Origin of the sequence: Pantoea sp. CTOTU46764, from assembly GCF_031974595.1 — a bacterium.
Taxonomy (GTDB): Bacteria; Pseudomonadota; Gammaproteobacteria; order Enterobacterales; family Enterobacteriaceae; genus Pantoea; species Pantoea trifolii.
In genome coordinates this window covers 35,031-53,080 of the sequence record NZ_DALYOQ010000022.1, presented here as the reverse complement: position 1 = coordinate 53,080, position 18,050 = coordinate 35,031, and the positions used below count along the sequence as shown (strand labels likewise).

Here is an 18,050-nt window from a genome sequence, read left to right as displayed (position 1 = left end):
AGCGTTTGGGTTGAGCCCCACGCCAGCATATACATCGGCGCCTGTTTCTGTGATGCGACCTGCTGGGTATACACCGACCATTCCGGCACTTCCAGCTCGGCTTTTACGCCAATTGCGGCTAAATCCTGCACGATGGCTTGTGCCACATCGGCGCTGGCAATATAGCGGCGCGGCGCCTGGAATCGCAGGGTAAAACCGTTAGCGTAACCGGCTTCAGCCAGCAGCGATTTGGCTTTCGCCACATCCTGCGCGGTAGCCGGAACCGCCAGATAACCAAAGTCATTGGCTCCGGCCATGGTGCCGGTTGGTGTGCCGAAACCGTGCAGCAGCTGTTGGGTATACGCCTGGCGATTCAACGCCAGCGAAAGCGCCTGACGTACCCGCACATCACTCAGCGGTTTCTCATCATCTTTAAGGCCGAGGTAAATGGTCAACCCGCCGCCTTTTACCTGTTCCAACTCGACGTTGGGACGATTTTTCAACGCGGGGACTAAATCGGCTGGCACGCTTTCAATCAGCTGCACTTCGCCGGTCAGCAGCGCGGTAAGGCGCGCGGTGGCTTCGGGAATGGGGCGCCAGGTGACGCGATCAATCGCCGGTTTGCCGCGCCAGTAAGTTTCATTGGCGACCATCACCACTTTTTCGTCCGGGATAAAGCTGTCCAGCTTGTAAGCGCCGCTGCCCACTGGCTTGCGTGCAAACTCGCTGGCACCGACTTTCTTCACGTATGCGGGTGGCACAATGTAAGCCGGATAGCGACTCATGCGCGTCGGCAGCAGAGGATCCGGGCCGTTGGTGTGGATCTGCACCTGATAATCGTTGATCACCTCCACCGATTTGATGGTGCGGATATAGGAAATCGTCGGCGCGTGATTGGCGGGGTCTAAAATACGATCGATGGAGAATTTCACCGCTTCGGCGTTCACCGGCTCGCCATCGGTAAATTTCACGCCCTGGCGCAGGGTAAATTGCCAGGTGGTTTCGTTAATCGCTTTCCACTCAGTGGCTAAGCCCGGCTGCAATGACATGTTATCGGCGCGGCGCACTAAGGTATCGAAGATGTTATCAACCAGCGTGGCAGATTCTTTAAGAAAGCCGGGATCCATCGCCGTGGCAGACGTGGGTTGGCCAATGGTCAGTTCTGCTGCCTGTACAGCAGGCATCAGAGCAAATAGCAACGCGGTAGTGACAAACTTCACTGCAGGTAGTCTCATAACGTTTTCCAAAAATTGCCAGGGCAAGGTAGTGAAAAGAGTGGCTGCGGCCAGAATCAAGACTGTGCTTATTTGTAATACATGATATATCCTATAATCTGGCCAGTTGGCAATAAAACATTAAAAATAACTTACCATTTGCGGATTTCGGTAAAGGGCCCACAAAAAATGATCGAAATGGATAAAGCGCAGCGCATGAGTTTGACCGCGCAGGTGGAATCGTCACTGCGCAGCGCGCTGATTGTCGGCAAGTTAAAACCTGGCGCACGGCTGGTGACGCGCGATCTTGCGTCACAATTGGGTACCAGCATTACGCCGGTGCGCGAAGCATTGTTGCGTCTGGTTTCTGCCGGCGCGCTGGATGCCACGCCCGCCGCCGCCTTTTTGGTGCCGGAAATGTCACTGCAGCGCTTCGAGGAAATCACGCTAATCCGTAAGCAGCTTGAAGGTTTAGCGGTGAGGACGGCGACGCCCTTTGTGGGGAAAAAACAGCTTTCCGAGCTGAAAAAACTCTGCGTCAGCTTTATGCAGGCCAAGTTAAGCGGCGATGCAGCCTTGGCGCTCGAAGCCAATCGCGCATTTCGTTTTACGCTGTATGGCTATGCGCAAATGCCCACGCTCGGAGCGTTGATAGAACAGCTTTGGGTGCAGATCGGTCCGTGCTTTAACTATCTCTATCCGCAGCCGGCCGAGGTGGTGAATGGGCATCATAATTATGATCATCTGCTGGAAGCGTTGCAGGCGGGTGATGGCGTCACCAGTGAAAAGATTTTGCTGAAAGCGATTGATGATGGGGCGGCGATTCTGAAGCAGCATTATTTTGAACAGTGATGCGCGTAGGGTCGCCATTTATGGTGACCGCCGATGTCTCCCTTTAACCGCCCGGTCACCGCAATGACATAAATCCTTCATTTCCTTCCGCTAGCTTACCGCCATTCTGATTTCTGGATTGCGGATGCATGAGCCACCTTTCGCTTCATCACATCACTAAAGCCTGGGGCGAGAAAATCGCCCTGGACGACATCAGCTTCGACGCGGCAGAAGGCGCGTTTGTCGCGCTGCTCGGTCCATCGGGCTGCGGTAAATCAACGCTGCTGCGCACTATTGCCGGGCTGGAAACGGCCAATCGCGGGGCGATCCACTTTAAACACGCCGACATCACCCATCTGCCGCCGTCGCAGCGCAAGCTGTCGATGGTGTTTCAGTCCTACGCGCTGTTTCCCCATCTCAACGTGCGAGAAAACCTGCTGTTTGGTTTGAAAGCGCGCGGCGAGGAGAAGCAGACGTTTGCTGCACGCCTGGATAACGTCAGTAAGCTGATGGAGCTGGATAAGCTGCTGGATCGTCTGCCGTCGCAGCTCTCCGGCGGACAGCAGCAGCGCGTGGCGCTGGGCCGTGCGGTGATCGCCAATAACACGCTTTGCCTGATGGATGAGCCGCTGTCGAACCTCGATGCCAAGCTGCGCCAAAGCATGCGCCGTGAAATCCGCGCGCTACAGAAAAAACTCGGTCTGACCATGCTGTACGTCACGCACGATCAGACCGAAGCGATGAGCATGGCCGACAGCATTATCCTGCTTAACGAGGGCCACATCGAACAGCACGGCACGCCAGACGATCTCTATAACAATCCCGCCAGCGTCTTTGCCGCGCAGTTCATTGGTGCACCGCCGATGAACATCCTGCCGCTGCAGCGCAACGGCGCACATCACACCTTGATGCACCTCACCGCGCCGGTGGTGGAATACCACGATGCTGCGCTGAGTCTTGGATTACGTGCCGAAGATATCCAGCTGATTGCCGCAGAACAGGCAGCGCTGACCGCGCGGGTGATCAGTTCCGAATATATGGGTTCTGATACCTTGCTGGTGTGCCAGCTTGCCGGCATCAGCGAGCCGCTGACGGTCAAAGTGCCTGGCATGCAGCGCTTTACCGATGGCAGCGAAGTGGGATTGCAGTGGTGCGCCGCGCGGCAATATCTGTTTCATCGCGAGAGCGGCAAACGCTGCGCGCCAGCCGAACAACAAATGTTTGCCTCACAGAAAAAATACGCCGTTTAACCGTTGTCATTTGCCCAAGGGAAAATCATGTCTGCGATTCGTTATTCACGTCTTTCTGCCTTAGTCCTCGCCGTTACCACCTCAGCTTTTGCGGCTGAACCGGTCAAGCTGCAAATGTATTACCCGATCGCGGTGGGCGGCAAAGTGAGCCACACCGTGGATACGCTGGTGGCGGATTTCCAGAAAGTGCATCCGGACGTGAGCATTCAGCCGGTGTATACCGGTGACTACGCCACCACCGTGACCAAAGCGCTGACCGCATTTCGCGGTGGCAACGCGCCGCAGTTGGCGGTGATCGGCGATATCGAAGCCTATTCTTTGATCGATGCCGGTGCGATTGTGGCGGCCAGCGATTTAGCACAGGGCGAGGAAGGCAAAAAATGGATCGACGGTTTCTATCCGGCGTTTCTGCGCCACATTGACGGCAAAGTGTGGGGCGTACCGTTTCAGCGTTCAACCGTGGTGATGTACTGGAATAAACAGGCGTTCGAGAAAGCCGGTTTAAACGCCGATACGCCACCGGCCAACTGGCAGCAAGTGGTCGAGTTCAGTAAGAAACTCACCATCAAAGATGCTAACGGCGTCAGCCAATGGGGCATCGAGATTCCGTCCACGCCAAACGGCTACTGGAACTTCCAGGGCTTGTCCGCCACTAACGGCGGTCGTCTGGATAACGGCAAAGGCACCGCGGTGCACTTCAACACGCCGGGCAACGTGGAAACGCTGCAGTGGCTGACCGATCTTGGCCAGAAAGAGGAGGTGTCGCCGAAGGGTGCCATTGCGTGGGGCACCACGCCGCAGGACTTTATCAGCGGCAAAACCGCCATGATGGTGACCACCACCGGCAACCTGACCAACGTGCGTGATAACGCGAAATTCCCGTTCGGCGTAGCAATGCTGCCGGAGAAAACCCAGCGCGGCAGCCCAACCGGCGGCGGCAACCTGTATGTCTTCAAAAATGCCTCGCCAGAACAGCAGAAAGCGGCGATGGAATTTATCCGTTGGGTCACGTCACCCGAGCAGGCGGCGCGCTGGAGTATCGCCACCGGTTATGTTGCGACGTCCCCGGCAGCGTGGGATACCACGGTGATGAAGGATTACGTCAAGGAGGTTCCGCAGGCATTGGTGGCACGTGAACAGCTTAAATATGCCCAGCCGGAACTCTCTACCTACAACAGCGTGCAGATTCAGGATGCGCTCAATCACGCGGTAGAAGCCGCAGTGACGCAGGCGAAATCCCCGGCCAAAGCCCTGGAAGGTGCGCAGAAGCAAGCCGATCGTCTGCTGAAGTCATACCAATAATCATGAGCACGATTCTCGTCGTCGCGCCGGTTCATCGTCCCCGGTTATGGTCGATGCAGCTGTATGGCTATCTGCTGATTTTGCCAGCACTGAGCTTTTTACTGCTGTTCACCCACTATCCGGCGGTGGCGACCGTGTGGGAAAGCCTGTTCAGCGCGGCGCGTAATGGTCGTCCAGCCCACTTTGTTGGGCTGGATAACTATTTCGCGCTGCTGGATGACGACATCTTCATCCAGTCGCTGTGGAATAATCTGTTGTATGCGCTGATCACCATTCCGCTGGCGGTCACGCTGGCGCTGCTGATGGCACTGGCGGTTAATCGCCATATGCGCGCCAATGCGCTGGTGCGCACCGCGTTCTTTATTCCTTCGCTGCTGCCGATGATCGCCATCGCCAATCTGTGGCTGTTCTTCTACACGCCGCAGTTGGGCTTGCTGAATAAGCTGCTGGCGCTGTTCTCCCTGCCGGCGATTAACTGGCTCGGCGAACCGGGTAGCGCCTTGTACTGCTTGATGGCGGTTTCGGTGTGGCGCGAAGCGGGCTTCTTTATGATCTTTTATCTCGCCGCTTTGCAGCAGATCGATCCGCGCCTCAGTGAAGCAGCGCAGATAGAAGGGGCCTCACGCCGCTATTTTTTCCGGCGCGTGCAGTGGCCGCTGCTGATGCCCAACACGCTGTTTGTGCTGATCAATGCGTCGATGAATGCCTTCCGCATTGTCGATCAGGTGATTGCCATGACCAACGGCGGGCCGAATAACAGCAGTAGCTTGCTGCTGTTCTACATCTATCGTACCGCTTTCAGCTTCTGGGATATGCCCGCCGCGGCGGCCATGACGGTGGTGCTGCTGGTGATCCTCGCCGCAATTGCGCTGCTTAAATTCAACCTGCTGGACAAGCGAGCCCATTACCAATGAAGCCGACAATCACTTTGGGTCGCCTGTGCCTGAATACGGCCATTGGGCTTGCCGCGTTACTGTGGTTTTTACCGATTCTGGTGGCGTTTTGGGTGGCGATTCATCCGGCATCCGATCAGGCGAGCTTTTCGCTTTTTTCGCCGCTGACCTTGCAGAACTTCGTGAATGCCTGGCATGCCGCGCCCTTTGGTCGCTACTTCCTCAATACCAGCTTGCTGGTGCTGATGATTGTGGTGGTGCAGCTGATTCTGGCGACCATGGCCGCTTACGCATTAGTGCGCTTCCGCCTGAAATTCTCGGGCGCGATCTTTGCGCTGATTCTGCTGCAGCTGATGATCAGTCCCGACGTGCTGATTCTGATTAACTACAAAACCATTGGCGCGCTGGGGTTCCGCGATACGCTGACCGGTATCGCGCTGCCGTATTTCTCCTCGGCATTCGCCATCTTTCTGCTGCGCCAGACATTTAAAAGTATTCCGCTGGTATTGGAAGAGGCGGCGATTGTCGAAGGTGCCAGCCGCTTTTACATTCTGCGCAAGATCTACATCCCGCTGGCGAAGCCGATTTATGTGGCGTTTGCGCTGGTGTCGATCAGCTTCCACTGGAATGATTTCCTCTGGCCGCTGGTAATTACCGATTCCGTCAATGTGCGGCCGCTTACCGTTGGTTTGCAACTGTTTTCGGCGCCAGAGCAGGGCGTGCAATGGGCGCTGATTGGCGCTGCTACGTTGATGACTACCTTGCCGCTGCTGGTGCTGTTCCTGATTTTCCAGCGTCAATTTATTCAATCGTTTATGCGTGCCGGTATTCGCTAAGGAGTGCTTTTCGTGTCTAATCCACATCCGCTGACAAAATTACAGCGTGAACTGCTGGGCGATGTCGCCGAGCTCTATGCCTTACCCGATGTGCGTTCCGCACCGCGGAGTAGCACGCTGCGTTTTGGTTTGATTGCCGATCCGCAATATGCCGACATTGACGCCGATATGGCGAAAAATCTCTACTATCGTCACGCGCTGCGCAAGTTACCGCAGGCGATTGAGGTGTTGAATCAGCAGCCGCTGGATTTTGTCGTCACGCTGGGGGATTTAGTTGATCGCGACTGGCGCAGCTACGCGGCGATATTGCCGATATACGATCGCCTCGAACATCCGCATGCGGTGGTGCTGGGCAATCATGATGCGCAGACCATCGCGCAGCATCTCAACGAAGCCGCTGCGCTGCCGAAAAGCTATTACGCCTTTGGGCTGCAGGGCTGGCGTTTTATTGTTTATGACGGCAACGATATTAGCCTCTATTGCAACACGCAGAACGGTGAAGATCGCGCATTAGCGGAGGCGATGCTGGTGGACCTGACCGAGCGCCAGCAGCCTCAAGCGAAACCGTGGAACGGCGCGGTAGGAACGCAACAATTGGCATGGATTGAGCAGCAGCTGCAACAGGCCCAGCAGCAAGGGGAGAAAGTGGTGGTGTTTGGCCATTATCCGCTGGCGCCGCACAACAGCCACAACTTGCTCAACGGCAGCGTGCTGGCAGATCTGCTTTCTAGTTACAACATACAATGCTGTTTCTCCGGACACGATCACCGAGGCGGCTTTGCGCGCATCGGTCAAACAGGCTTTTATACGCTGAAAGGCATGCTGGATGGGGCAGAGGTGGTGCCGTTTGCGGTGGTTGAGATTGAGAGTGATGAAGTACGCGTCAAAGAATACGGTGTAGGGTCGCCATTCATGGCGACCACTCATGATGATGCCCGCATTTGCCCGCGCTGACGGAGAATCGCAATCTCTTCGGCGCGTTGCAGCAACTGCTGCAAATCATCTTCATCAATATCCAGCACTTCACCGCTTTCCAGCGCCTGGTGCAGGTCTTCACGCGTAATCGGTACGTCGATAACCACAGGCGATGCTTTGGTTTCGGTTGCCGCCAGCGGATGCGGATAACGACGTCCGGCGAGATTATTAAACACCAACGCCAGCAACGCCAAACAAACCGAGTTCAACAACACCGGCGTCAAAATAAAGTGGTAACCCAACTGCTGGACGCCGCTACCGCCTAAAATCGCGGTCAGCGCTACCGCGCCGCTCGGTGGATGCAGACAGCGCAGTTGAAACATCAACGCAATCGTCAAACAGGCTGCGATGCCGCACGCCAATGCAGGATGGGGAACAAACAGTGCGGTGGTAACACCGATAACGCCCGCCACCAGATTGCCGCCGACAATTGACCACGGCTGCGCCAGCGGACTGTTCGGCAGACCAAACAGCAACACCGCCGAAGCGCCCATCGGCGCGACAAACCACAGATTCACTTCGCCCAGCAGCCAGTGACTGATCAGGCTGGTCATCATTAAACCCAATCCCGCGCCAATGCTGGCGATGACCATCTGCTTTTTGCCGCCCGGTAACGGATGGGGCCAAAGGCGGGCCAGAAAGGTGCGCACGGAGGTTATCCACGTCACCGATGGCTGATTTGTCATGAGGGAATCACTCTGTCATAAGAAAAAACGATGGGTGCGAATTGTCGCTGATCGATCCGCTGACAACAACCACATTGTTAGTGTGCTGTTATATCGTGGTAAGAGAAATGCTGATGGTTGTCGCGATGCTTAACCAACGCCTAAGGTTGCTGTATAGTCCGTTTTTTTTCGGAGGAACCATGCTGCCTAATTCATCCACACGCCTGAATAAATACATCAGCGAGAGCGGTATCTGCTCACGCCGCGATGCCGATCGTTACATCGAGCAAGGCAACGTTTTCATTAACGGTAAACGCGCTGCCGTCGGTGCGCAGGTGTTTGCGGGGGATGAAGTCAAAGTGAACGGGCAGCTGATTGAGCCGCGTGACGAAGAAGATTTAGTGCTGATTGCGCTGAACAAACCGGTTGGCATCATCACCACCATGGAAGAGGGTGAACGCGACAACATTGGTGATTTCGTCAATCACAGCAAACGCGTGTTCCCGATTGGTCGTCTGGATAAAGATTCGCAGGGGCTGATTTTCCTCACCAACCACGGCGATCTGGTGAATAAAATCCTGCGTGCCGGTAATAACCACGAAAAAGAGTATGTAGTTACCGTTGATAAGCCGATTACCGATGAATTTATTGCCGGAATGGGCGCGGGCGTACCGATGCTCGGCACCGTCACCAAAAAGTGCAAAGTTAAAAAAGAGTCGACTTTTGTCTTCCGCATTATTCTGGTTCAGGGGCTGAACCGTCAGATTCGTCGTATGACCAAGCACTTCGGCTTTGAAGTCACCAAGCTTGAACGTACGCGCATCATGAACGTTAGCCTGAAAGGGATTCCGCTCGGCGAATGGCGTGATTTAACCGATGACGAACTGATCGACCTGTTCAAACTGATTGAAGACTCGTCGTCCGAAGATCAAAAAACGCAGAAGACGCAGGCGAAGAAGAAACCGGCCAGCGCGGCGAAAAAACCCGTTGCCGGCGCTAAGCCAGGTGAGAAAGTCGGCGCAAAACCGGCTAATCGCCAGCGTTTCGCCCAGCCGGGTCGTAAGAAGAAAGGGCGTTAATTTTTTCATTCCCCGCGCAGAGCGCGCGGGGAAACGTAGTTACTTGTCGTTGCCAAATCCTTGCTTCTTCAGCGCGTCCAGCACGTGCGGGAAGTAAATCTTATGATAATAACCGCTGACGCTTTCGCTCCAGCTCTCGCCATCATCACGTCCAGTATTTTTCCAGTGCTGCACCATCTCCTGATTGTAGGCGGCGATGTGCTGCTCCAGTCCATCACGTTGATAACGCTCTTCATGACGGAAGGTGGCCAGCGGCAGACGCGGCTTCTGATGCGCAGGCTGGTCGACATGGCCGATCACCACGCCCGCCACCGGGAAGGTGTATTCCGGCAAATCAAGTAAGCTGATTAATGCCTGCGGATCGCGACGAATACCGCCAATCGGCACAATGCCCAAACCTTCCGCGCGTGCCGCCGCCATGATCGAACCCAACGCAATACCGACGTCAGTTGAGCCCGACACAATGCTTTCGATGCTCTGCTGGGCGATCTGCTCGCGGTCGATCGCGTTCATCGCCAGACGCGATTTATGCATATCCAGCACCACAGTAATAAACACCGGCGCTTTGGCAATCCACGGTTGGCCGCCGGCAATTTGTGAGATTTGTGCGCGTTTCTCAGCATCGCGCGTCACCACCAAAGAGACCTGCTGCGAGTTCACCGAGGTTGGCGCGCGATAGGCGGCCGAAATGATGCGATCCAGCACCCCATCCTCAACGGGAAGGTCGGTAAAACTGCGATCGCTTTTATGACTGGTGAAAATATCGATTAATGAACTCATGGATCCTCCTGATTTGGAGGCGAGAGCGTAACAGAAGAGGGATAGATCGAACTTAACCGTTGTTGCCGTAGCTAACTACTTCTTTTGAATAACCAAAGTGCGGAATGCGATAAGCGGTGTGACCGGTGCATAAAGCACCGGCTAAGCGACTTTGGCTGCAACGACAGCCGGATGAACGCTGCGATCTGGACCGCTAAGCATCACCGGTTTACCGGAGCGTAATCCGCGCTGGAACTGGGTCATGCGTTCATGGCTGATGCCGGCACCGCACCACAACAGGTGATGATCGTGACGGCTTTCTGAACCGTACAGCATCGGTTGTGAGGTTTGATCAACATCGACGCAGAATCCTTGTCCGGTTAGGCGAATGGCTTCCAGCCACACTTCAGTTTCATCGCCGGCGCTGACCACTTCCAACAACAACGGCATCTGCTGCTGACGGGCTGATGCGCGTTTTACGCAGTCGCTGTGATGAACGATCGCCTCATGAAAGCGCGTTAACCGCCGCGATGCGCCACGACGGGTATCATCACGCAGCCAGCGATTAAGCGGTTTCAACAGCACATTGACGAAATCGTCGCTGCTGTAATCGCCCGCCAGATTACGTACGGTACGGGTCAGTTCACGGTCAGAACCCAGCTCTAGTTGACGTAACAGATCTCCACGGCGTGCCATCCAACCAGACGACGAGTAATCAAGCCCGCAGTGTCTGCCCTGATAGATTTGCCACAACGTGGCGCCACCTGCGGTTAATGCCATCATGGCGAGCACTTCATCAACCTGATGTCGGCTCCAATCCTTATTGACGTGATTCTCAGAAATTAATCCACCGCGCAACCAGCGACGTAGATTGGCGCGGTTGGCACCGGTAATGGCGCAAACGGTTTCAGTTGAATAAAAGTTCATTACGAGCCCTCAGACAGAGGGTGAATGGCCGTGGGTGCTAATCCAGGATGAGCGTCCATCCTGAACCTTATCTGTATGGATTACCAGTATCTTTACTTAATTCGGCATAAACAGGCGAAGATCCCTTTCGCCCTGAAAAGCGTTAACTGACTTTAACCACGGTTTTACCGAAGTTTTTACCTTTTAGCATATCGAAAAACGCCTGCGGCGCGTTTTCCAGCCCGTCGATCATGTGCTCGCGGTAGTGGATTTTCTGCTGTTCCACCAGCGGCGTCATCGCTTTGAGGAATTCAGGGTAACGATCGCCATAATCCTGGAAGATGATAAATCCCTGCATGCGAATACGACGCTTGAGAATGCCGCCCATGATTTGCGGGGTGCGATCTGGACCCGGCGGTAATTCGCGGCTGCTGTAGCCAGAAACCAGACCACATACCGGCACGCGCGCCGCAGTATTCAACAGTGGAAACACCGCATCGAATACCTTGCCGCCGACGTTCTCGAAGTAGATATCGATGCCGTCCGGGCAGGCCGCCGCCAGCTGTTCTGCAAAGTCTTCACGATGGTGATCGATACAGGCAGAAAATCCGAGTTTCTCAATCGCATAGCGGCACTTCTCTTCGCCGCCCGCAACACCGACTACATGACAACCTTTGAGTTTGCCAAGCTGGCCCACCGTGGCACCGACCGGGCCGGTAGCGGCGGCAACCACTAAGGTTTCCCCCTGTTTTGGCTGACCAATATCCATCAAGCCCATATAGGCGGTGAAGCCCGGCATACCGAGAATGCCCAGCGCCCAGGAAGGATGGGGCAGATCGCCCAGTTTCGCCACGCCATTTCCATCCGAAACCGCATAGCTTTGCCAGCCGCTTTGCGCGAGGACCACATCGCCTTGTTTGAAATCCGCGTGTTGAGATTCCACGACTTCGCTCACTGTGCCGCCGACCATCGGTTGGTCGAGTTCTGCTGGCGCAGCATAAGATTTGCTGTCATCCATGCGCCCGCGCATATACGGGTCGAGCGATAAATAGAGCGTGCGCAGCAGGATTTGACCGTCCTTTACCTCTGGAATGGGCTGCTCCACCAGGCGGAAGTTCTCTTTTACCGGTTCGCCATGCGGGCGTGAGGCTAATAGCCAGGCTTGATTACGTTGAGTAGATTGCGACATTTTTACCTCTATTAGCATTTTCACGTGAGGCAAGTGTAGACGAGGAAAAGATAATGGATCGCTAATGCAGAAGTTGAAGTGTTGCTATATACTAACATTTTAGTAAAAATATAGAAATTGTTATTATATAACAACACCGGAGGTTTTATGTTGCCTGGTTTGCAAGCAATAGGAGCCAAATGCCAGGAAAGGCGTAGGGCTAACCGTTGGACTCAAGCCGACGCCGCGACACGTGCAGGTATCCATCGCACGGTTATTTCACAGATTGAAAACGGCGTCTATTCAGGTTCTCTAAAAGCGCTCACTTTGTATCTTAATGCTCTTCAGTTGGTGTTGTCCGTGCAGTCAGCTGGCTTACCACAGATGGATGAATTGGAGACGTTGTTTGATGATGACTGATTTTAATCAACTTGCCAGGCCAATTCGCCATATTGATGTCTACAGCGGTGGGGAATTAAGCGGAAGATTACTGCACGAACACGGCAGCTATAATTTCAGCTATGCGAGTTCTGATGTCCACGCTGCTTCAATGACCATGCAACCCGCAAACCGCCTGAGCTATAATTCCAGCCGCTTATTTAATATTTTTGAGATGAATATTCCGGAAGGCTATGTTCGTTATCATATTGCCGAGCGATTACGTCGTTATGTAGGTAATGTTAGCGACATGCTGTTCTTAGCATTGCAACAGGATACCGGTATTGGTGCGTTATCTTACAAGAGTGATATTGACCTACCGTGTCCAGCGCCGGAAAAATTAGATGATTTACTTCATTGGGATCATAAAGAGAGTGCATTTCAATATCTGTTAAATAAATATTTATTGCAGACTTCGATTTCTGGTGTTCAACCGAAAGTTATGATCAGCACAGAAAATCGCGGAACCGTTCTTTATCCAAATCTAATAGCTAAAACAGGTGATGAGGAGTTTCCGCGTCTGGCAGAAAATGAGTTTATCTGTATGTCGTTAGCCAGATCGTGTGGGTTACCCGTTGCTGATTTTTGGCTCTCGGATAACAAAGAGCTGTTTATCATGGAACGTTTTGATATTCAGAATGATAAACGATTAGCGATGGAAGATTTTTGCGTGCTTTCGGGTAAGTCAGCAGATCACAAATATAATGGCTCATATGAAACCGGTGGTAAGATCGTCAGTCTCTTTACTCGCGATCAGTCTCAGGTAGAACTTTACTGGCGTTATGTATTGTTTAGTTGCATGGTGGGAAATGGCGATGCACATTTAAAAAATTTCTCATTATTATATTCTGCAACGGACAGTAGCACCGCAAGATTATCGCCATTATATGATGTGGTGAATACACATATTTATCCAACTACCGATGGTGAGTTGGCCCTAAAGTTGAATAAAAGCAAAAAGTTTCCGGATAGAGACAGTCTGATTAAACTTGCAAGGGAATTGAAAATTATCAAACCAGCCATGGTGATGGAACAGTTTGCCGATGTCATCAATGATGATTTAAATCGAAATGAAATATACGCCGACTTCCCTGAGATGCGAGAGTCCATTGCCCGTTCTTTGACACGCAGTGTGGCGACGAATAATCTTTTTTTGAAAACCGATGTTAAACGTACAAAGAAACGAAAAACGGATTCCTTACTCTGATGTCTAGAGCTAAGAGTTCCCCCGTAGTGAGCCAGCGCACAAACCAAGCGTAAACTTTTCGACGCGAATTAATATAACACCATGAATTTTAACAATCATAGGGCATTTGCCTAAGCGGTCTCGGGCAATGCCACATACACCAGAGCCAACTCTGCTGCGTATACCTATAGCGATGCTTTTCTCCCTACAGGTGACGCATGACACAACAACAATACGCACTCTCGCCCGATCATGACGCGCATATCGCCTCGGCCATCGGCAAGTTTTTCCGCCGCATCATTCCGATGCTGGCGCTGATGTTAATTGTGAACCAGATTGACCGGGCAAACATTGGCTTCGTCAAAGCCGAACTGCAAACGGATGCAGGGATCAGCGCCGCCGCCTTCGGCTTAGGCGCGGGACTGTTCTTTATCGGCTATGCGCTGTTTGAAGTGCCGAGCAACATGATGCTGAAGAAACTCGGCGCACGCGTGTGGCTGACGCGCATCATGATTACGTGGGGCATGGTGGTGGTACTTACCGGTTTTGTCAGCACGCCGCTGCATTTCTATCTGCTGCGTTTCTTACTTGGCGTGGCGGAAGCCGGCTTTTTTCCTGGCGTGCTGTTCTATTTCCGTCAATGGGTGCCGAATGCCTGGCGAGGACGCGCCACCGCGATGGTGTTGAGCGCCACCGCCAGCGCCTTTCTGTTTTCCGGTCCGCTCACCGGCGCCATTCTGATGATGCACGATGTTGGCGGCATCGCGGGCTGGAAATGGGTGATGTTTATGGAAGGCGGCGGATCGATGGTGATCGGTTTGCTGGCCGCCTTTGTGCTGGTATCCAAACCGGAAGGCGCGAAGTGGCTCAGCGACGCGGAGAAGCAGGCGCTGGCTCAGCAGCTAGCGCTGGAAGATGCTGCGCGTGAAGAGCACGCGGTGACACACGGCCGCTGGGGCCTGATCACCGATCGCAGCCTTTTGTCTTACTGCCTGATCTTCTTCACCATGACCATGACCGGCTACACGTTAGTGTTCTGGCTTCCGCAGATCATTCAGCGTATTCAGGGCTTCAACAGTTTTGAAACCGGATTGCTGACCGCCGTTCCGTGGCTGTTCGCCATTGTCGCGCTGTTTTTGCTCGGCAAAGCCACCGACCGCTATCGCGATAAGCTGGATAGAGGGCTCGGCATCGCCATGCTGATCGCCGCGTGCGGCACCTTTATGGCCACGCTGGGCACGCCGTGGTTTGGTTTTGTGGCGATGATTGTGGCCTGTATTGGCTCCAAAGTCAGCGCGGCCTTCTTCTGGCCGATGCCGCAAAGTGAATTACCCGCCTCGATTGCCGCACCCGGCATTGCGCTGATCAACTCGATTGGCAACCTGGGTGGCTTCTTTGCGCCCACGGTATTCGGCTACCTCGAAATGCACACCGGCAGCACTACCGGCGGACTTTACGCGCTGACCAGCGTGTCCGTGGTTACCGGCCTCTATTTGCTGCTGCGTCGCAAACCTGTTCCACCCGCATTCGGTCACACGGAGAGAAACCATGTTAGAGAGTCCAGTCATTAAATCGATGCGCATCGTGCCGGTTGCCGGTTACGACAGCATGTTATTGAACATTGGCGGCGCCCATAACTGCTATTTCACGCGCATCATCGTGATATTGACCGATTCCGCCGGGCATACCGGCGTCGGAGAAACGCCGTGTCATGCATCCACCTTGCAGCTGCTGGAGCAGTTTCGTCCGTTGATCGAAGGCAGTTCGCTGCTGCGCCTCAACGCGACGCTGAGCCAGTTATTTCGCAGCGAGGCGCGTCAGCAGCAAACCTCGCACACCAATGACATTCATATCCCGCAGATGAATCCGGAGAAGTTTTATAACGCCGCCGCCGCGATTGAAGCGGCGCTGCTGGATCTGCAAGGCAAGCTGTTCAATCTGCCGGTAGCGGATCTACTCGCCAGCGGCAAACAGCGCGGCCGCATTCCCGTGTTGGGCTATTTGTTCTACATCGCCGATCGCCAGCGCACCAATATGAACTATCAATCGGGAGAGCATGAGCAAGATGGCTGGTTCCGTCTGCGTCATGAAGCGGCGATGGACAGTGATGCCGTGGTGCGACTCGCCGAAGCGGCGGTTGAGCAGTACGGCTTCCGCGATTTTAAGCTGAAAGGTGGCGTGCAGGCAGGCGAAGTGGAAGTAGCAACGGTTGAAGCGCTGCTGGCACGCTTCCCTGACGCGCGCGTCACCGTCGATCCCAACGCCAGCTGGTCGCTGGATGAGGCGATTCGCTTTGGTAAGCAGCTGGCCGGGAAGGTACCGTATCTGGAAGATCCTTGCGGCGCTGAACAGGGCTATTCCGGCCGGGAAACGCTGGCCGAGTTTCGCCGCGCCACCGGCGTGCCGGTCGCGACGAACATGATCGCCAACGACTGGCGCCAGCTGCATCATGCGCTGCAGCTGAATGCCATTGATATCCCGCTCGCCGATCCGCACTTCTGGACGATGCGTAACGCCAACGTGGTGGCGCAGTTGTGCAACGAATGGGGGCTGACAACCGGCTGCCACTCCAATAACCATTTTGATGTTTCTCTGGCGATGGTCGCGCACCTTGGCGCCGCGGCACCGGGCGATCGTCAAACCGCCTTTGATACGCACTGGATTTGGCAGGATGGCCAGCAGCTTACGCGTCAACCGCCGCAGATTCGCGATGGCTATCTGGAGTTGCCGCCGGGGCCAGGATTGGGCATCGAGCTGGATAGGGATCGCATCGAACAGGCGCATGCGCTCTACAACGCGCTGCCGGATAAAAATCGCAACGATGCGCTGGGAATGCAGTTTTTGATCGATAACTGGCGCTATGACGCCAAACGTCCGTCATTGGTACGCTAAGGAAGCAGCATGAAAAAGATATTACGCGCGGCGACGCTGTTGGCGTCGTTGGCTGCCAGTGCGCCGTTACTGGCACAAACTTTTGTCTACGTCTCAGAAGCCGATGATGGCACCATCGCGCGCTACGCGCTGAACGAGCAAACCGGTGCGCTACACCTGTTGGGACGCACGCAAGCCGGTGGCAAAGTGATGCCGATGGCGTTAAGCGCCGATCATAAGCATCTGTACGCCGCGATTCGCAGCAAACCGCTGCAACTGGTGAGCTGGAACATCGACAGCAAATCGGGCGATCTCAGCCCATTGAGTACCGTCTCCGCTGCGGCCAGTTATCCCTACATCAGCACGGATCCGCAAGGGCGTTTTCTGCTGGGCGCGTCCTACGACGGCGATGTGGTGCACGTTTACCAACTCAATAACGATGGCAAGCTGATGGCACCGCCGGTCGGTAGTTACAAAACCGGACATGCCGCGCACTCGGTGATTGTCGATGCGAGCGGAAAACACGCTTATGTCGGCAATCTCGGTACCGATCGCGTGCTGCAATTGAAGCTGAGCGCCGGAGGCGAACTGTCGGGGTTAGGCAACGGTTATGTTAAAACGACGACAGAGAACGGACCGCGTCATTCGGTGTTGTCGCCAGATAATCGCTATCTCTACAACATCGGTGAAATGGGCGGCATCATTACGCAGTTTCGGTGCGAAGCCAGCGGCGAGCTAGTGAAAGTGGCGGAGACGCCGAATGCTGTAGCGGAAAAATATAAACTGCAACACGGCAAAGAGCGACCGCCGGGCTACAGCGACACCACACCGCGCATCTGGGCGGCCGATATTCGTCTGACGCCAGACGGCCGTTTTCTGTATGTCAGCGAACGCACCAGCAGCACCATCAGTGGATACCGGATCAATAAAGATGATGGCAAATTGACGCTGATTGATAGCTGGCAAGTCGAGAAGCAGCCGCGCGGTATCGCGATTACCGCTGACGGACGTTGGCTGATTGCCAGCGGCGAAAAGAGTGCGGTTACCGGCAGCTATGCCATTGATCAGGAAAGCGGGGCGCTGAAACGCGTTGGCGAGGCGCCAGCCGGCGGAGATGCCAATTGGGTGACGGTAGTAAGTTACAAATAATCGCGTAGGGTCGCCATTCATGGCGACCGCTATCAAAATGCGCACCTTACAGTTGCTGATATTCCTCGTCAGAAACCGGCTCCAGCCACTCGTTAGAAGCGCCTTCAGCCGGTACTGCGATGGCAATGTGTGCGAACCAGCTATCCGCCGACGCGCCATGCCAATGCTTCAATCCCGCCGGAATGTTTACCACATCGCCCGCCACTAACTGACGCGCCGGCTGATTCCACTCCTGATACCAGCCGGTTCCGCCAGTCACCAGCAAAATCTGCCCGCCGCCATGATGGATATGCCAGTTATTACGGCAGCCGGGTTCAAACACCACGTTGCCGATGTTGACGCCTTCTGTCGTCAGCATGCTCAGATAGCTGGTACCGGTGAAGTATTGCGCAAACGCGTCGTTTTTAGGCCCTTTCGGGAAGATACCATTGCCGTCAAATTGGTCGTTCATCTTTATCTCCATCAGTGCAGCATGGTTAAAGTGTAGCGGCGCGATGGCTGAATGATAATGCGCTCAAAGCTGCAAGCACTTGTGAGCGCAATTCATCA

At 54.5% G+C, this 18,050-nt stretch carries 18 protein-coding genes; 12 read left to right on the top strand and 6 right to left on the bottom strand.

Annotation, left to right across the window (positions count from 1 at the left end):
• Window positions 1–1,214 (bottom strand): ABC transporter substrate-binding protein (locus RTM06_RS10260; RefSeq protein WP_312181909.1); only part of this gene is annotated, 1,214 nt, incomplete at its 3' end.
• Window positions 1,215–1,382: 168 nt separating this feature from the next.
• Here RTM06_RS10260 and RTM06_RS10255 point away from each other — a divergent pair.
• The 6 genes from RTM06_RS10255 to RTM06_RS10230 all read left to right on the top strand — a co-directional run bounded on the left by RTM06_RS10255 (window position 1,383) and on the right by RTM06_RS10230 (window position 7,259).
• Complete coding sequence (locus tag RTM06_RS10255; protein ID WP_312181907.1) at window positions 1,383–2,045, top strand: GntR family transcriptional regulator; 663 nt, start codon at window positions 1,383–1,385, stop codon at window positions 2,043–2,045.
• Window positions 2,046–2,173: 128 nt separating this feature from the next.
• Window positions 2,174–3,274: an ABC transporter ATP-binding protein gene (locus tag RTM06_RS10250; RefSeq protein ID WP_312181905.1), complete on the top strand. Its 1,101-nt coding sequence runs from the start codon at window positions 2,174–2,176 to the stop codon at window positions 3,272–3,274.
• 27 nt (window positions 3,275–3,301) lie between these two features.
• Window positions 3,302–4,576 carry an ABC transporter substrate-binding protein gene (locus RTM06_RS10245; protein ID WP_312181903.1) on the top strand — a complete coding sequence of 425 codons (1,275 nt, stop codon included), beginning with the start codon at window positions 3,302–3,304 and terminating at the stop codon, window positions 4,574–4,576.
• 2 nt (window positions 4,577–4,578) lie between these two features.
• On the top strand, window positions 4,579–5,490 hold the full coding sequence (locus RTM06_RS10240; protein WP_312181901.1) for a sugar ABC transporter permease: 912 nt from the start codon (window positions 4,579–4,581) through the stop codon (window positions 5,488–5,490).
• Window positions 5,487–6,305 (top strand): carbohydrate ABC transporter permease, encoded by an 819-nt coding sequence (locus RTM06_RS10235; protein ID WP_312181900.1) that lies wholly within the window; start codon window positions 5,487–5,489, stop codon window positions 6,303–6,305. Before RTM06_RS10240 ends, RTM06_RS10235 begins: the two co-directional genes overlap by 4 nt.
• A 12-nt stretch (window positions 6,306–6,317) precedes the next feature.
• Window positions 6,318–7,259: a metallophosphoesterase gene (locus RTM06_RS10230; protein ID WP_312181898.1), complete on the top strand. Its 942-nt coding sequence runs from the start codon at window positions 6,318–6,320 to the stop codon at window positions 7,257–7,259.
• Here RTM06_RS10230 and RTM06_RS10225 read toward each other — a convergent pair.
• Entirely contained in the window at window positions 7,229–7,966 is a 738-nt protein-coding gene (locus RTM06_RS10225; RefSeq protein WP_312181896.1) for an HPP family protein, read from the bottom strand. The genes RTM06_RS10230 and RTM06_RS10225 overlap by 31 nt on opposite strands.
• 179 nt (window positions 7,967–8,145) lie before the next feature.
• Between RTM06_RS10225 and rluF the strand changes: the two genes are divergently transcribed.
• Window positions 8,146–9,024 carry a 23S rRNA pseudouridine(2604) synthase RluF gene (gene rluF, locus RTM06_RS10220; RefSeq protein ID WP_312181894.1) on the top strand — a complete coding sequence of 293 codons (879 nt, stop codon included), beginning with the start codon at window positions 8,146–8,148 and terminating at the stop codon, window positions 9,022–9,024.
• Window positions 9,025–9,063: 39 nt separating this feature from the next.
• On the opposite strand, the gene RTM06_RS10215 is transcribed toward rluF, so the two are convergent.
• From RTM06_RS10215 to RTM06_RS10205, 3 genes are all read right to left on the bottom strand, one after another.
• Window positions 9,064–9,804, bottom strand: coding sequence for a nitroreductase family protein (locus RTM06_RS10215; RefSeq protein ID WP_312181892.1), 741 nt, complete (start codon window positions 9,802–9,804; stop codon window positions 9,064–9,066).
• A gap of 141 nt (window positions 9,805–9,945) precedes the next feature.
• A complete protein-coding gene (locus tag RTM06_RS10210; RefSeq protein WP_265296746.1) occupies window positions 9,946–10,710 on the bottom strand; it encodes a hypothetical protein in 765 nt (254 codons plus the stop codon).
• A 142-nt stretch (window positions 10,711–10,852) separates the two neighbouring features.
• Window positions 10,853–11,878: an NADP-dependent oxidoreductase gene (locus tag RTM06_RS10205; protein ID WP_293796882.1), complete on the bottom strand. Its 1,026-nt coding sequence runs from the start codon at window positions 11,876–11,878 to the stop codon at window positions 10,853–10,855.
• 147 nt (window positions 11,879–12,025) lie between these two features.
• On the opposite strand from RTM06_RS10205, the gene RTM06_RS10200 reads away from it, so the two are divergent.
• The 5 genes from RTM06_RS10200 (at window position 12,026) to RTM06_RS10180 (ending at window position 17,501) form a co-directional block, all read left to right on the top strand.
• The gene (locus RTM06_RS10200) at window positions 12,026–12,277 is read left to right on the top strand and encodes a helix-turn-helix domain-containing protein (protein WP_256696451.1); all 252 of its coding nucleotides are present in this window, start codon (window positions 12,026–12,028) and stop codon (window positions 12,275–12,277) included.
• On the top strand, window positions 12,267–13,502 hold the full coding sequence (locus tag RTM06_RS10195) for a type II toxin-antitoxin system HipA family toxin (protein WP_265296742.1): 1,236 nt from the start codon (window positions 12,267–12,269) through the stop codon (window positions 13,500–13,502). The genes RTM06_RS10200 and RTM06_RS10195 overlap by 11 nt, the downstream gene beginning before the upstream one ends.
• 197 nt (window positions 13,503–13,699) lie before the next feature.
• A complete protein-coding gene (locus RTM06_RS10190) occupies window positions 13,700–15,052 on the top strand; it encodes an MFS transporter (RefSeq protein ID WP_312181886.1) in 1,353 nt (450 codons plus the stop codon).
• Window positions 15,030–16,373: an enolase C-terminal domain-like protein gene (locus tag RTM06_RS10185; protein ID WP_312181884.1), complete on the top strand. Its 1,344-nt coding sequence runs from the start codon at window positions 15,030–15,032 to the stop codon at window positions 16,371–16,373. Before RTM06_RS10190 ends, RTM06_RS10185 begins: the two co-directional genes overlap by 23 nt.
• Window positions 16,374–16,382: 9 nt before the next feature.
• Window positions 16,383–17,501 (top strand): beta-propeller fold lactonase family protein, encoded by a 1,119-nt coding sequence (locus RTM06_RS10180; RefSeq protein WP_312181882.1) that lies wholly within the window; start codon window positions 16,383–16,385, stop codon window positions 17,499–17,501.
• Between the two features lie 46 nt (window positions 17,502–17,547).
• On the opposite strand, the gene RTM06_RS10175 is transcribed toward RTM06_RS10180, so the two are convergent.
• Window positions 17,548–17,952 carry a cupin domain-containing protein gene (locus tag RTM06_RS10175; protein WP_154156110.1) on the bottom strand — a complete coding sequence of 135 codons (405 nt, stop codon included), beginning with the start codon at window positions 17,950–17,952 and terminating at the stop codon, window positions 17,548–17,550.
• Window positions 17,953–18,050: the final 98 nt, after the last annotated feature.